This is a genomic window from Nostoc sp. (assembly GCF_036917515.1).
Taxonomy (GTDB): domain Bacteria; phylum Cyanobacteriota; class Cyanobacteriia; order Cyanobacteriales; family Nostocaceae; genus Nostoc.
In genome coordinates, this window is sequence record NZ_JBALDE010000161.1 from 1 (window position 1) to 15274 (window position 15274).

Genomic DNA, 15274 nt, shown 5'->3' on the forward strand with positions numbered 1-15274 from the left:
ATAATGCTTCTAAACTAAACATAGGGCAGGTGCTGGATTTAACGCTATTTTCAGCTTACTACCTGCTCCTTTCCTTATCCCGAACTCAGGTTATTTTTAGTAAGCTGCGGAGAATATGATCTCTAGTTGTACCCCAGGATGTTTCCAACTTTTCCCATAAAATCTCCAATGCTTGCTGGGTACCGACTTGAGCAATGGTACGCCAAGCATACATCCGTACTACTTCTGGTTTGTAAATATTGGTTGCTAACCGCAACAGCATTTCTAAAGCTTCATTTTCTAGTCGCACTAGGGCTGACATGGCTGTAGTGCGGGTTGATTTGTAATAAAGTGCTGCAATCAGTGCTGAATAGTACTCTTCTAAATGGGTGGCGGCAATCATTTCTAATACGGCACAGCGCACCCGTAAGGACTCATCTTGTAATAAATTCGGGATGTGAATCCGCAATGCCTGCAAATAAACTGCTTCTCTGAGCGCTCTAACTCCATTCATCCGTTCCCGTTCTTGCTTATGAGTCAGCATCCGGCGCATGGTTTGAGTAGCTGCTACCTTTTGCATCGGCGTTCCCTGGCGTAAGACTAAAGCGGCGGCGGTGGCGCGGATGAGTGAGTTTTGCCGGGGATGTAAATATCCTTCTAAGAGGCTTAAATTGGGATTTGGTTCAGCCAGCCAAACGTAGCGTAGCGCTAAGGCAAAAACTTCAGGATTAGTTTCTTGGGATTGTTCTAACAAAGGACGGATGGCGGCTAAATAAACCGGATTTACACCCCCCATCAGCATTACTTCTAAACTTTGGCGCTGCAAATCTGGGGTTAACTTTAATAGTAGAGGTGCTAAAACTTCCGCAGCTCCTTGGGAGTCAATTTGGGCTAAAAGTTCAATACAAGAGCGTTTATCAGCCTCAGAGCCTTTTTCTGCTAAAGCTTTGACTACACCCTGTTTGAAAAATCGTAAGCCGACATTGGTTGCACTCAAGTGACCCCGCGCCACACTCAAGACTAACAGTTCCACATAGCGCGATCGCAATTCCCAAACTACTGTTAAACAAGTGCCAGTTATCAGCATTGTTTCTGCTACTAACACCCATTTTTGTAGTGGTTCCGGTACAAACTGCCCACAAAACAAGATAGTTGCAAAAATTAGCGCTCCTGTCAAACCTGTAGCGATCGCTTCGGCTGTTCCACCAGATAAAGTCTGCATCCGGCTGCGAATTGCCTCTGGAATTGGTTGATACAAGATGGGACCGCTACTCATGACAAAGGTGTAGCGCATAAGTTCGTCGCAGAATTTGACAATTATCAAACCCCAGAAAAAGCTTTGCGATTGGATGGCTGGAATTAAATGTAGCAATACCAGCATTCCTGGGAGTGAAAAGCCGACAGTGATTGGTAAAAGCGTGGCGGTGAAAAATACCCCCATTCGTTCGATGAGGCGGCTGGAAAAAAACCACTGCAACAACAACTCACACAGTCCTAACATTCCACCAAAAAGACCCAAAAAGCTCGCAAGTTCTCGGTCGTTCAAATTAGATTGGAGTTCGCGTAAATACTGAAAATCTATTAACAACCCAATAACTTGCAATAGACCCACAAAAGCAAACAACTGGCAAACGTACCGCTTCAGCGGACTTTTAATGAAACGCTCTCGTGAAGCTTGTTGTTCGGGAATTAGTCTTTGTGGAGTTTCCGGAAAAGCTGCTCGATAGTGATGAGTTAAATAGAATAGAATCCCCGATCCTAATAAAATCACCATACAGGCGATGAAGATGATCTTATTCAGTGTGGTGTATTGCAATAGCCAAGGCAAACTAAAGCCACTGATCACATCTGCTACCAAAAGACCACTACTCACCAGTGGGTAAGTCCGTTTAATCTCCCGAATATTAAATATTTGGTTGGCAACAATGGAAGTGTTGAGGTCATTGACCACATAAAGTGCATCTACCCACAGCCGCAGCAGAAATGCCGATATCACTGCCAGGTAGGAAAAATGCGATCCCCAACGTAATACAACTAATAAAACTAATGGCATCAACATGCAAGGTGCGATCGCCACAATTACCCGACGTAAGGGAAAAATCTTTTGCAGCCAAGAGTATAAAAAAACCAGTCCAGCACTCATTGCCGCACTAGCAATATACATCCATGGCAGTAGATGAGTCCCATATTCATCCAAAAACAGCGCCACCGTACTGTCTTCTGCCCACCGCAATCCTACACATACAATTGTATAAAAAAGAAACATTATCTGGGTTCGTTCGCTCTCCTCTGGTCGGAGATTCACCCACTGTAGTAGTCGTGGTAAAGCAACTTTATTTGCAGCCAACCAGTGATTTTTCAGTTCCATGCAGTTTTATTTTCTGGTAGTATCACCGCGCAATCGGGAGCGGGGAGCAGGGAAAAAATATACCTCCTGTCCTCCTTGTCCCCTTGTCTCCCCTTGTCCTCCCAGCCCTGGAAATAGCAAAAATCCTGAGCAACTGAGTATTATGTTTCCCACTCAGCCTTCAGAATTATCGATTTTAGATAAATTGATACAACCTCACATTGGGCGCATGTTGCATGGAAACAACATCAAAAAATCCCCTGGTTAAAAGTCAGGGGATTTTCAAACTTGGTCTATTAAACAGTTAAAGAATTATTTTTTAGGCGAGATGAGCATCATCATGTTTCGTCCTTCTTTTTTAGGCGCTTGTTGAAGCTCACCAAAAGGCTCCAAATCCGTTGCCATTCGCTTGAGCAAATCTTCTGCTAGGTCGCTGTGTTGAATTTCTCGACCTCGGAACATCACAGTCGCTTTGACTTTATCGCCATCTTTCAAAAAGCGCTCTGCTTGCTTAACACGCACGTTGTAGTCGTGTTCTTCTATTTTGTAGCGCATCTTAACTTCTTTGACATCAGCCGTGTGCTGCTTTTTCCGGGCTTCCCGCGCCTTTTTTTCCTGTTCAAACTTGTATTTCCCGTAGTCCATAATCCGACAAACTGGCGGGTCAGCTTTATCGCTGATTAGCACCAAATCTAGCTCTTTTTCTTCTGCTAGTTGTAGTGCTTCCTGTGGGGGCATAATTCCCAGTTGGGCACCGTCAGTGTCAATCACCCGAATTTTCGGGAAGCGAATTCGTTCGTTAATTTGGGGCAGATCGCGAGTTCTTTTCTTCTCAATCACAGGCATTATGATTTGTGGGAGCTCTTAAATGAAGGATTTGGTGTGGTCTAAATTGGTATGCCTCAGAGGCAAAATACAGAAGTAACTCAGGACTGAAAACATAGTCTCCAGTTCTAGGGTAACTAATCTATAAAATAGTTGCCTCGTTGTATTTGTCATTTTACTCAGTCTGAGAGAATTTCTCTGCAATAGTTAATCTAAATTAGACAACCTAGACTCATATTAAATATTATTACAATTATTTAGTAAAACTTTTTGCGATGGCGTAACCACCCACCGTAGGTGAGCGCATTGAGTAACATCATCAGGACTAGCCCTTGAGCGTTTTGTGAAAGAGAGTCCAGTATCAGTGATGGTTCGTGGGCTTTTAGAGAAAGCATTATGTCCCCAACACCCAAATCTTTGATGAACTATTTTTGTTCGTAGTGCCAAAACCCAGTATACTCGTGATCTATTCTTCTCCACGATAGTTAATAAGATTCGCCTTGTCGTCTGTAGAGTCCATCCATCAGTACACATAACACACCAGGCATCAGTTGAAAAAATGATTTAAATAACTTCTGGAAGTTCATGTGCTGACGGTATATCTCTGGTATGTCAGCTGGATTTTTGTAAGGATTTGTGAAATTGCTAAATGGCATGAGCGATCGCTGTAGATGACAGATTATGGACTAGCGAATTAATACACTATTGCAAGATAGGAGAAAATCAGACATAGCAAGTATTTACTCTAAGTCCAACCCTATAAGCAGTCGGGAATTCTACTTAGTTGTATATTTTATAATCTAAGCTACTTAGATGATTATTCCCAGTTACATAAGCTAGATTAACTTAGACTTTATGGCATTGGTAGTTGACAGTTACACTTAAATATAGTTATTGCCATACAGTAAATTAAGCCCAGCGACATCTAGCTACACATCACAAGTTAACCTTCAAGCAAAAAGCGATCGCTCATTTCCAATCAAAGTTGATCGGTTCAGGCGATCGCCTTCATAGCCATCAATTATATAGATAGTACCGTAAATAATACCCATTAAATATGGTAATTACTGAAACTAATTTTCCTTCTCTAAGAGTGACCTAAGAGGAGTAAATCAGATAATAGTTGAACCTGGTAGTTCTGTAACTGGTGGTTCTCCCCAAGTTTCAATTTGGGTTAAACGTGTGTCGGCTGAGGGGATCAAACTGTAGGCTGTCTTCTGAAACTTTCACTTGTTTATAGAGTCTTTTTCGCAGATCATTATATTTATTTTTGTTAAGAATACATTCAAATTGAGAAATGAAATTAATGTAAACTATTGTATATATTCAGTGAAAATATCATTATGTATTACCGAAAAATAAGCCAAGATAGTTGCATTGATATGAAATTAAATTATATGAAAAAATTATTGTTAGAGCTGATTCGTAAAGAAAATCTTAAGGGTACTCAACTCATTACTAGGTCTGAGTTTCAGCGAATAAGTGCTTTATTGGCTTAAATTCCTGAAACCAATACTAGACAAGTACTTTACTTTAGTTTACAAATTAGCTCTTAAACATACTTGCAATCACTTGTACCTTGGCTATATCGTCACCAGTAAAAGCAGAGAAAGAATCAACTTTTTCTCATAATGGTTTTGTAGATGAAGAGACAGGAATAACAGTTAGATTAGAGAGGTACGATGTATCAAGTGAAGGCTATTTAGTGGTAGCAATGGCGGAGCTAGATATATATGACAATACCTTATGGTTTCAAAGCTTCTCACCAGTGCAATGCTCAATGGGTGAAGCATATTATCAAGGCATTTTACCTTATCCATCTGGTAAATTTGTACCAGCAAGAAAAGATGGGAAACCTGTATATGCGAGAAACTTCTATCAAAGCAAGCTAGCACAAGACAAAAACCTTGTACTAGCTTGCCAGGCTGCAAAGAGTAATGGATTTAGATTAAAGTAACACTTTAACTAATGACTCTCTTTTAATGACCTCTGCAATATTTCGCAAATATGCAATGGTAATCATTGAATCCGTCAGGAAAAACATTTTGTAATTTAATTCCTGGGCGACGAATAGCTTTTTACAATCCCTGATTATCCCGGTTCCTGATAAATGCCCGGACTTGCCCTTCAGCCATACGCTACCTTGTATGTCGAGTTGCTTCTCTTAGGAGAAGTGGAATTAATGGAAACTAAATCCGTGTTTGTATGTAGCCATTGTTCTTACTCGCAGAAGTTGAATCGCTTATCTTAGGAAAAGTGGAATTAATGGAAACTTTTGTACCTGGAGAAAGCGAAGTAACCAACTTTTCAAACGTTGCTTCTCTTAGAGCTGATTCGTAAAGAAAATCTTAAGGGTACTCAATTCATTGCTATGTCTGAGTTTCAGCGAATAAGTGCTGTATTGACTTAAATACCTGAAACCCTTATTAGACAAGTACTTTACTTGAGTTTACAAATTAGCTCTTAGGAGAAGTGGAATTAATGGAAACTTCAACAATCTGCTCAACAACGAACGCTAGACTATCGTCAAACTGAAATCCACAAATCATCTCCACATAATTAATGAAGACGAATTAATAGAAACAACAGATGCTAAGTAAGTTGGCACATAAAACCAAATTATGTAAATAAAGATAAAGTAGACCAAAACCCTCCTGCCTTCTGCCATATCCCAACGACAAATTTTTACGCCGACCTACTTACATAACTACAGCTGATAAGAAGCCGTTAAAGCCACTGCCAAAGCATCAGCAGCGTCATCTGGCTTAGGAATTTCATCTAAATCCAACTCCCGCGCCACCGCCTCTTGCACTTCTGACTTATCAGCATTACCATAGCCTGTTAAAGCTTGCTTAATTTGAGCTGGAGTAAACTCTACATAAGGAAGACGACGCTGACCCAACACTAAAATGACTATACCCCGCGCCTGTGCAACCAAGATTGTACTTGACATACGATAGAAGAATAGTTTCTCGATCGCTACTAAATCTGGCTGAAATTCCTCTATCAGGGTGTGTAAATCATCAAACAAGGTACATAAGCGCTGTTCCATTTCTACATCTGCTGACGTTTTAATTACTCCAAAATCCAGCATATTTACTGTAGTCTCTTGCACCTTGTTGAGATTTTGTGTGCAGCTAATTGCCCCAAATCCTAAAATTGCCAGTCCTGGATCTAATCCTAAAATTCGTTTTTCCATTAAATTCACTTTTACCAAGCCAGGGTACTGTTTAACTAGAAATACTGGCAATCTTCACGACTTGTTCTTAGTCTAATAGGATTAGACAAATATAATAGTTTCACGCCTAGTGTTTTAAACCAAGTGGTGTAGATTTTCTGTTAATTATTGTTTGTAGCACTGCTCCAAATCAGGTATGTCAATTGGTTTTCTCAGACAAGCCCTCAACGCCCTGCAAAAGCAGTCGCGCTCTCGTACTTCTTATCGGGTTAACCAGTGGTTCAAATGGTTATCCCCTGGACTATCGGTAAAACGTTGGTTATTGATTAGTGTTGGGGGTGTACTGCTAGCGAGTTTGGGGTTAGCCATTTGGATTAAGCTGACTCCAATTTTTTGGATGATTGAGTTGGTTAGAGGTTTCTTGGGAGTGATTACCAACCTCTTACCGAACTATATTAGTGGACCTTTGGTGCTGCTTGGCGGCTTGCTGTTAGTGCTTTGGGGACAAACTCGCACCGTAGGCTCAATTACTAAGGTACTAAGAGCTGAGGGCGGAGAGGAACTCATTGATGTCTTGCTGGCTCATCGTCGATTGTACCGAGGCCCAAAAATAGTGGTAATTGGTGGTGGTACAGGACTTTCTACGTTGTTGAGGGGACTGAAAACTTACAGCGCTAATATTACTGCAATTGTCACTGTTGCCGATGATGGTGGATCTTCTGGGCGTTTGCGTCAAGAATTTGGAGTACTACCACCAGGGGATATTCGCAATTGTTTGGCTGCACTAGCAGATGAAGAAAAGTTATTAACAGAATTGTTTCAATACCGTTTTCGGGCTGGAGATGGGTTAACGGGTCACAGTTTTGGCAATTTGTTTTTAACGGCAATGAGTGATATTACTGGAGATTTAGAACAAGCAGTTGCAGCCAGTTCTAAAGTTCTAGCGGTGCGAGGACAAGTACTACCAGCAACTCTCAGTGATGTTCGCCTCTGGGCAGAATTAGCCGATGGTCGTCGTATTGAGGGGGAGTCTAGTATTCCCAAAGCTGGCGGTAAAATTGTCAAAATTGGCTGCATTCCGGCTAATCCTCCGGCGGTGCCAGCAGCTATTAAGGCAATTAAAGAAGCTGATTACATCATTATTGGCCCAGGTAGCCTTTATACAAGCCTAATTCCTAATTTACTAGTACCAGAAATTGCCGATGCGATCGCTCAATCAGATGCCCCCCGTATTTATATCTGCAATATAATGACTCAACCAGGAGAAACTGAAGGCTACACTGTTGCCGACCACATCAGAGCAATTGATGCTGCTTGTGGACAAAGACGGCTATTTGATGCTGTACTGATACACAAAAAATCCCCCTCAGAGCAATCACTCATCCGCTACGCCCAACAAAACTCTCATCCCGTTTTCCTCGATAGAGAAGCAGTAACTCAGCTAGGGCGACGGATTGTTCCAGCTAATGTTTTGTATGAAGATGAAACAGGTTTTGTACGTCACAATCCCCAGAAACTAGCACAAGTATTATTGCGGTGGTACGGTAGAAGTCAGCCCCTTCGGGGAATTCAAAATTCAAAATTCAAAATTCAAAATTAAGGAAAATGAAAATTAGTCATTAATCTAAACTAGGACTTACGCACACTCTATGAATTTTTCTCTACGAGATGCTACGCGTTCCGTTGGTGCAGCCTCTCGTAGAGAAGGAAAGGCGGTTCGACAAATTAAGCTTTTAAGCGATTTTTGCGTAAGTTCTATAAACAAAGGATTAATCACAAATGACAAATGACAAATTATGAAAATTTTTCTTGCAGATACAGAAGCAACCCTGCACTTAGGTATTACTCTTGGCGAATCTCTAACACCTGGCAGTGTAATTTTATTAGAAGGTGATTTAGGCGCTGGTAAAACTACTTTAGTTCAAGGTATTGGTAAAGGTTTGGGAATTACTGAACCCATTGTCAGTCCGACTTTTACGCTGATTAATGAGTACACGGAAGGGCGCTTTCCCCTTTACCATCTAGATTTATATCGCTTAGAACCGCAAGAAGTTGCAACCCTAAATTTAGAAAGTTACTGGGAAGGTATTGAAGTCATACCAGGAATTGTGGCAGTTGAATGGGCGGAACGATTACCCTACAAGCCAGATAGTTATCTGAGCGTGGGTTTGACTTATGGACATGAAGGCACTCGTCAAGTCGAACTCACACCATTCAATTACGCCATTAGCAAAGTCATTGCCGCGATTTAAATTCATCTCACGACTAAAGTAGAAGGTATTTCACTTTTTTGACTGCAACACTCGTTCTATCTGCCACTTCCACGTTCGCCACTGTCAGTTACTAACATTGTTATCTCAACCAAAAAAATATTTAATCAGCTTTTCTTTAATAGAAAACTGGTGGTAAGCTTTGCTAACACCTGTCCCTATAACTTTAAGAAAGTTGGCAACACACTGGCTTTTTTAAAAGGGAGACTATTTTTTCTTTCACTCCCTTGAATCCAGGTGAGTTTATATTATCCGAATAGTATTAAATCAAAAGTGAGTTTTAACTAAACGGGATACAGGCATCTACTAGTTTTATTGCTGTAATCAGCAGTTAAAAACTGATTTAGATGGTTGGTATACGAATTAAGCAAGTGTAAATAAACTGTTGTTGGGTTCAATGAGAGTTTTGAGAGAACTTAGTCAGCTTCGATTGAACCCGATTAGTTCCCTACTGTAGTTCAAAAAAGGAATTTAGATTATTTAGCAGTGAATGCTAGTAAAAAAAGTTAAGCAATCATCAGTTTCTGTATAATTTTAACTTTTCTTATACTTAGTATTCCCAAGTTTAGTTCACAATCTATACAAAAAAATAAAGTATTTTATAAATTTACAAAATTAGTTTTAATAATTTTAACTAGCAATAAATTCTTATATTCACATCTGTAATTAGCACCAATTTCAAGAAAATATTAACTAAAATATCTCGTATTTATACATATTTTATTTAGAAATACAAGATAGTGGGACTTAGGCAAAAAACACCGATAAAATGACCTCAAACGTATATCCCAAAGGATTTTGACATCGTTTTGCTTGGTTTATTGATATATCTATGTTTCAGGCGTTTTCGGGCATTGGGTGTATTTACCTTACCCCACAAGGGTTTAAGGCTTATTTATTCTTCAAAAATGTTTAATTCCTGATAGATGTATTACAGCTGTTTTCATGAAAAAACCAAACCATGTAAAAATACAGGGTTTGGTCTGGGAGTGAACTCTTTGTTACACCTATTACTTCATCGTTGAGCAAAAATGCTTAATCTACGATTAAACGTCGTAGATAGAGTCTTTTGTCAAATAAGTACAGATTCTTAGCTAGTCAAAGTTGCTTTCGTTACAAATCTTCATCAAAATTCTATTCCGATATATCGCGATATGTTCCGATATATCGTATATTAGAGAAAGTTGATTTGAGATTCACTTATGTTTAGACATTTTCGGTCACGTTTTGGCGCACCTGCATGGGCAGGAATTAGCGAAGAGGATTCATTGCTCAGGTCTTGGTTTCAACATGGTAAGCATCATGGTAGACATCATGACAAACGCTTTGATAATGAAATGTTTGGTCGTGGTTGGGGAGATGAATATCGGACTCGTCGGGGTGACATCAAGTTCATTCTGCTGGAATTGTTATCCGAGCATCCTAGTCATGGTTACGACCTGATTAAAGAGATGGAAACTCGCTATGGTGGTTTCCGTCGCCTCAGTCCAGGCTCAGTCTATCCAACACTGCAATTGCTGGAAGAAGGCGGTTATCTCAAAAGCGCACAAGAAGGTGGCAAGCGGATTTACACGATTACGGATGAGGGTAGACAATTATTGGCAGAACGTGCCCAACAAGAACCTTCAGACTCTCCTTGGGATACCTTCAAAAGTTTTGTTACAGGTAAGCCCCAAGAGTTTATTGAGTTACGGAATGCCGCAACAGAATTAGCTGCTGCGGTGGTGCAGGTTGCTCGTAGTGGGAATATGGAGCGGATAAATCGGGTGCGTGAGCTTTTAGACCAAGTTAAACGGGAAATTTACGCGATTCTAGCTGAAAAATAAGTATAGGCTCGTAGTAAAGACTTTAATCCTTATTTTCTAAGCACTTTAGTGCTTACTCCAACCCTCTAGTAGTTTGCCTACGTTGTTGATCGCATTAGCGTTCGCTGTCCAGCATTTGCATCTGATGTTTGTCATAACGAGTGCCTGCGATCGCAGATGCGGGAATTGCTGCTTCAATGCGGGTTAATTCTTCTGGGGATAGGTTCACATGCAAAGCCGCCAACGATTCAGAAAGTTGAGTACGCTTGCGTGCGCCGATAACTGGCACAATATTTTTGCCTTTTGCAAGTACCCAGGCAATAGCCAACTGCGAAGGAAGAATTTTTTTCTCGGCAGCAATTTGGTTTAGTTCTTCGATCAGGCGTTGGTTCTGGGCAAGGTTTTCTTTACTGAAGCGTGGTAAATAAGCACGAAAATCGCCCTGTGTGCCTGGAGTGGAGCCACTTAACAGTCCTCGTGACAGCACACCATAAGTAGTCACGCCAATACCAAGTTCTTCTAGTACAGGAAAAATCTCGCTCTCAGGACTACGGCTAATTAGGGAGTACTCGATTTGTAGGTCACTGATGGGGTGAATAGCGTGGGCGCGGCGGATGGTGTCCGCTCCCACCTCCGATAATCCGATATATCGGACATAGCCAGCCGTGACTAGTTCGGCGATCGCGCCGATGGTGTCTTCAATGGGAACTTGCGGGTCTAATCGAGCCGGGCGGTAGATGTCAATGTGGTCTACTCCCAATCGGGTAAGACTATAAGCGACAAAATTTTTCACTGAAGATGGACGGGCATCTATACCAAGCCATCCAGCATCAGGAGTACGTAAAGCGCCGAATTTCACTGAAACCAAGGCTTTGTCTCGACGATCCTTGATTGCTCGACCAATTAACATCTCATTGTGCCCGCTGGCATAAAAATCGCCAGTATCCAATAATGTCATCCCGTGGTCGAGATCTGCCTGGATAGTTGCAATGCTTTCGTTTTCGTCTGCTGCACCGTACACACCAGACATACCCATACATCCGAGAGCCAGTGGAAAAACAGTTAGACCTTTATAACCAAGTTGGCGAGGTTGAATTTGATTTTGGGTAGTCATATTTAGATTTTCAATTGTTTTGCTTTTTTGCTGGGTTTAAAACTCTTTTTAATATGGACTGACCGTGTGGCGGACAATGATCTCATTCACATCAACGTCATCCGGTTGCTCGATTGCAAAGGCGATCGCTCTGGCGATCGCGTCAGCCGGAAGCACAATCTTGCGGAATTCCACCATTCCTTTGCCGGCTTCTGCGTCAGTTATACTATCTGCCAATTCCGACTCTGTTGCACCTGGCGAAATAACTGTAACGCGAATGTCAGTATTTTCCTGACGCAGCCCCTCCGAAATTGCCAGCACGGCGAACTTGGTAGCTGAGTAAACAGCGGAGGTTGGCCACACAGCATGTCCGCCAATGGAGGACAAGTTGACGAATTGGCCAAATCCCTGGTGTTTCATCAGCGGTAGCCCAGCAGCAATGCCATTGAGTACGCCACGGATGTTCACGTCAATCATCCAGTTCCATTCATCAACCTTCAGTGCTTCTAGTTTCGAGAGCGGCATAACGCCTGCATTGTTGACGATCGCATCAATACGGCCAAACTTGCTCTGAGCAAATTCTACAAAGGCTTGGAAGTTGGCGCGATCGGTGACATCAAGGATCTGATACTCCGCCGAGCCTCCCTCAGAGCGGATTGTCGCTACGAGGGTTTCTAGCCGCTCGGTACGTCGTGCGCCCAGGATGACGTGGATGCCTTTACGAGCGAGTAGACGTGCTGTCGCCTCACCGATACCACTGCTTGCACCTGTAATCAGTACGACTTTCTGTTCTTTGCCAGTCTTTTCGTTGGTAGTCATAAAACCGTATCTCCAAATGGTTGTACTTTCTAGCACACTTTTAATCTAAGAGAGTCAAAGCTTGATGCGGTAATCTGAACCTGCGGAATTCTTGCCTAATCCTGCATTTTCCTTTATTGTTTTTCATAAAAAGATAAGCTGACCTAAGCGGCTGAATAGATTACGGCTGCTCTGAATATTAGTTTCATAAGGATTTCAAACGACATTATGGAACAGACTGTTAGAAAACAGCAGTCCGAGTTAGCCGCTCTGATTGCACAGAACAGTAATGGTGATGGTGTCCATCCCACAGCGATCGAGCGGTTGTTCTTGTTTTCCTCCTCACAACCAACTCCGCCTCTTCATGACCTGCATGAGCCTTCCCTGTGCATTGTCGCTCAAGGCAAGAAACAGGTAATGTTGGCAAACAATTTATATGTTTATGGTCAAGACCAATATTTGGTGGTATCCATCGATCTGCCTGTCGTCAGTCAAGTGATTGAGGCAACGCCAATCGTTCCGTATCTGTGCCTTCGCCTCGATTTAGATCCGGCAGAACTCAGCACATTAATGATGGAGACAAAACTAGACACTCCCACTAACCAACCACTAAAACCGGCTTTGTCTATTAATCCTGTTAGCCCCCAACTGCTTGATGCCGCAATCCGACTTGTACGATTGTTGGAAACACCTGAAGATATTGCTATCCTCGCACCTTTGATTGTTCGAGAAATTCTCTATCGTTTGTTATCAGGCGAACACAGTGCTAGATTGCAACAGATTGCTTTAGTCGATAAACAACTCCAAGCAATTAGCAAAGCGATCAACTGGCTTAAATGGAACTACGAAAAACCATTTCGGATCGATACGATCGCTCGTGAAGCGTGCATGAGTCCCTCGTCCCTACATCATCACTTCAAGTCAGTCACCACCATGAGTCCTTTGCAATATCAAAAACAGCTTCGGCTTCAACAAGCCCGTCGCCTGATGCTGGGGCAAGGTATGGATGCGGCAACAGCTAGTCATTACGTGGGTTATGAAAGTCCCTCACAGTTCAGCCGTGAATACAGTCGGTTGTTTGGCGCACCACCGTTGCGTGATATGGCTCGGTTCAAAAGTGGAGTTTTTGGGGATGAGGGATGAGGGAGCAGGGGAGACAAGGGGACAAAGGGAACAAGGGGACAAGGGGACAAGGGAGACAACAAGAATAATCATGCCCAATGCCCAATGCCCAATGCCTAATGTCCTCAAAAATTAGAAGCGATCGCACTTGATTGCTGTATAAGTGAGTTTAAGAATGTCCACAATTGCAAATCAGTAAAGTCTGGAATTACCATAAAAGCACCGACTAACTGCAAAATTTGCGGATCGTGGGTGGAGGCGATGCCAATGGTACGGATATCTGCGCCCACTGCTGAACGAATACCAGAGGGAGAATCTTCTAAAGCGATCGCTTCTTCTGCTGTAATCTCCAATTTATTCAAGGCAACTTGGTAGGGTGCAGGGTCGGGTTTACCTGCAATACAATCATCCGCTAAAACAACTGTATGGAAAGCTTCTTTTATTCCTAAAACCTCTAGCATAAATTCTGCATTTAATCTAGGGGCATTAGTTACTAATGCACGTTTTAATTTATATATATCTGTCCATGCTATTAGTTCAGAAAATCCACTTAGCGGTTTGATATCTGGGGCGAGTTTGCGGAAAAGCGTCTCTTTTTCGTCTGCAAATCTTTCCCTTTCTAATGCTGATAATTGTGGCAGAATATCCTTAACAATTTCTGGATTTAGCCTTCCACTAATTCGAGATTTATAAAATGTTTCATCTATTTCTATGTTGTAATTTAACAACATTTCCTGCCAAGCTCGGTAATGTATAGGGTCAGTGTTGACAATAGTCCCGTCTAGGTCAAAGAGAATTGCAGCCAGCATAATTTTTGGGTAAAATGTAAATAATTGTTAACTTAATTTGAATAGTTTACATTGTTTTTTGTCTTTAGTGATTGTTCCTTCGTTAATACGGGGATTAGGGACTGGAAAAGAAATTTCAAGAGTCAGAAATTAATCTGCTAAATCCTAAAATCTATACTGGATAGGGCATACAAGGGCAGATAGATAAAACCTCAAGGGAATACTGCCGTATAATCGATAACCTTCTTCGTAAGCAAATGGTAGCCGCCACAAACTCTTTTCGCGTTGATGATTTATTAGTGCAGATTTATAACTCTGAAGTCGAAATGGCCGAGGATGTTGCCGAAATCGTGCAAAAGTATTTACAGCAAGTTCTTAAGCAGCAGGATACAGCTGCTGTATTATTAGCTACAGGTAACTCTCAACTCAAATTTCTTGATGCTTTGATTGCGTTGGGTGGTGTAGATTGGTCACGGATTATTCTGTTCCATCTAGATGAATATTTGGGAATTACTGCTGACTATTCTGCTAGTTTTCGGCATTATATGGGAGAACGTGTAGAGAAGCGAGTTAATCCTAAAAAATTTCACTATATAGAAGGTGATACATTACAACCAGTAACAGAGTGCGATCGCTACACTAAATTATTGCAAGCACAACCGATTGACTTATGCTGTCTTGGTGTAGGCGAAAATGGACATTTAGCTTTTAACGATCCTGCTGTAGTAAATTTTCAAGATCCTTACAGCGTGAAACTGGTAAAACTGGATACTGTGAATCGTCAGCAACAAGTAAGTACAGGTCACTTTCCGAATCTAGAAACTGTCCCGCAGTATGCTTTTACTGTCACTATCCCGACGATTTGTTCGGCTAAAAAAATTATCTGTCTTGCTCCAGAGAAACGTAAAGCGAATGTAGTACAAAAGATGCTGCAAGAAGATATTAGTACAGACTGTCCAGCTTCCATTCTTCGTCAACAACCCCAAGCAACGTTATTTTTGGATGTTAATTCTGCTAGCTTACTAAAAGCAACTTAAACTTATTTACATCCTCAATCTTCCAAGCTAAT

At 41.6% G+C, this 15274-nt stretch carries 13 protein-coding genes and 1 pseudogene; 6 read left to right on the forward strand and 8 right to left on the reverse strand.

What is annotated here, in order from left to right; genetic code table 11:
• Positions 1-91: 91 nt before the first annotated feature.
• From V7K89_RS21000 to V7K89_RS21015, 4 genes and pseudogenes are all read right to left on the reverse strand, one after another.
• A pseudogene (locus tag V7K89_RS21000) lies at positions 92-2347 on the reverse strand (MFS transporter); the annotation flags it as partial.
• A 291-nt stretch (positions 2348-2638) separates the two neighbouring features.
• Positions 2639-3172, reverse strand: a complete 534-nt coding sequence (gene infC / locus V7K89_RS21005) for a translation initiation factor IF-3 (RefSeq protein WP_012412604.1) — start codon at positions 3170-3172, stop codon at positions 2639-2641.
• Positions 3173-3408: 236 nt separating this feature from the next.
• A complete protein-coding gene (locus V7K89_RS21010) occupies positions 3409-3546 on the reverse strand; it encodes a hypothetical protein (RefSeq protein WP_335190518.1) in 138 nt (45 codons plus the stop codon).
• 90 nt (positions 3547-3636) lie between these two features.
• Positions 3637-3807: a hypothetical protein gene (locus V7K89_RS21015; protein WP_335190521.1), complete on the reverse strand. Its 171-nt coding sequence runs from the start codon at positions 3805-3807 to the stop codon at positions 3637-3639.
• A gap of 923 nt (positions 3808-4730) precedes the next feature.
• Here V7K89_RS21015 and V7K89_RS21020 point away from each other — a divergent pair.
• Positions 4731-5108 carry a hypothetical protein gene (locus V7K89_RS21020; protein WP_335190523.1) on the forward strand — a complete coding sequence of 126 codons (378 nt, stop codon included), beginning with the start codon at positions 4731-4733 and terminating at the stop codon, positions 5106-5108.
• Positions 5109-5858: 750 nt separating this feature from the next.
• On the opposite strand, the gene ruvC is transcribed toward V7K89_RS21020, so the two are convergent.
• Positions 5859-6350 (reverse strand): crossover junction endodeoxyribonuclease RuvC, encoded by a 492-nt coding sequence (gene ruvC / locus V7K89_RS21025; protein WP_335190525.1) that lies wholly within the window; start codon positions 6348-6350, stop codon positions 5859-5861.
• Between the two features lie 175 nt (positions 6351-6525).
• Here ruvC and V7K89_RS21030 point away from each other — a divergent pair, with 175 nt between their 5' ends.
• The 3 genes from V7K89_RS21030 to V7K89_RS21040 all read left to right on the forward strand — a co-directional run bounded on the left by V7K89_RS21030 (position 6526) and on the right by V7K89_RS21040 (position 10425).
• The gene (locus tag V7K89_RS21030) at positions 6526-7929 is read left to right on the forward strand and encodes a gluconeogenesis factor YvcK family protein (protein WP_334906942.1); all 1404 of its coding nucleotides are present in this window, start codon (positions 6526-6528) and stop codon (positions 7927-7929) included.
• Between the two features lie 196 nt (positions 7930-8125).
• The gene (gene tsaE / locus V7K89_RS21035) at positions 8126-8581 is read left to right on the forward strand and encodes a tRNA (adenosine(37)-N6)-threonylcarbamoyltransferase complex ATPase subunit type 1 TsaE (protein WP_335190527.1); all 456 of its coding nucleotides are present in this window, start codon (positions 8126-8128) and stop codon (positions 8579-8581) included.
• A gap of 1220 nt (positions 8582-9801) precedes the next feature.
• Positions 9802-10425, forward strand: a complete 624-nt coding sequence (locus tag V7K89_RS21040; RefSeq protein WP_335190529.1) for a PadR family transcriptional regulator — start codon at positions 9802-9804, stop codon at positions 10423-10425.
• Positions 10426-10519: 94 nt separating this feature from the next.
• Here V7K89_RS21040 and V7K89_RS21045 read toward each other — a convergent pair whose 3' ends face one another.
• Complete coding sequence (locus V7K89_RS21045; protein ID WP_335190531.1) at positions 10520-11518, reverse strand: aldo/keto reductase; 999 nt, start codon at positions 11516-11518, stop codon at positions 10520-10522.
• A gap of 48 nt (positions 11519-11566) precedes the next feature.
• Positions 11567-12316, reverse strand: coding sequence for an SDR family oxidoreductase (locus V7K89_RS21050; RefSeq protein WP_335190533.1), 750 nt, complete (start codon positions 12314-12316; stop codon positions 11567-11569).
• 207 nt (positions 12317-12523) lie between these two features.
• Between V7K89_RS21050 and V7K89_RS21055 the strand changes: the two genes are divergently transcribed.
• Positions 12524-13438, forward strand: coding sequence for an AraC family transcriptional regulator (locus V7K89_RS21055; RefSeq protein WP_335190535.1), 915 nt, complete (start codon positions 12524-12526; stop codon positions 13436-13438).
• A 104-nt stretch (positions 13439-13542) separates the two neighbouring features.
• Here V7K89_RS21055 and V7K89_RS21060 read toward each other — a convergent pair whose 3' ends face one another.
• Positions 13543-14226: an HAD family hydrolase gene (locus tag V7K89_RS21060; protein WP_335190537.1), complete on the reverse strand. Its 684-nt coding sequence runs from the start codon at positions 14224-14226 to the stop codon at positions 13543-13545.
• Between the two features lie 236 nt (positions 14227-14462).
• On the opposite strand from V7K89_RS21060, the gene V7K89_RS21065 reads away from it, so the two are divergent.
• Positions 14463-15242: a glucosamine-6-phosphate deaminase gene (locus V7K89_RS21065; RefSeq protein ID WP_335190539.1), complete on the forward strand. Its 780-nt coding sequence runs from the start codon at positions 14463-14465 to the stop codon at positions 15240-15242.
• The last annotated feature ends 32 nt before the right edge of the window (positions 15243-15274 follow it).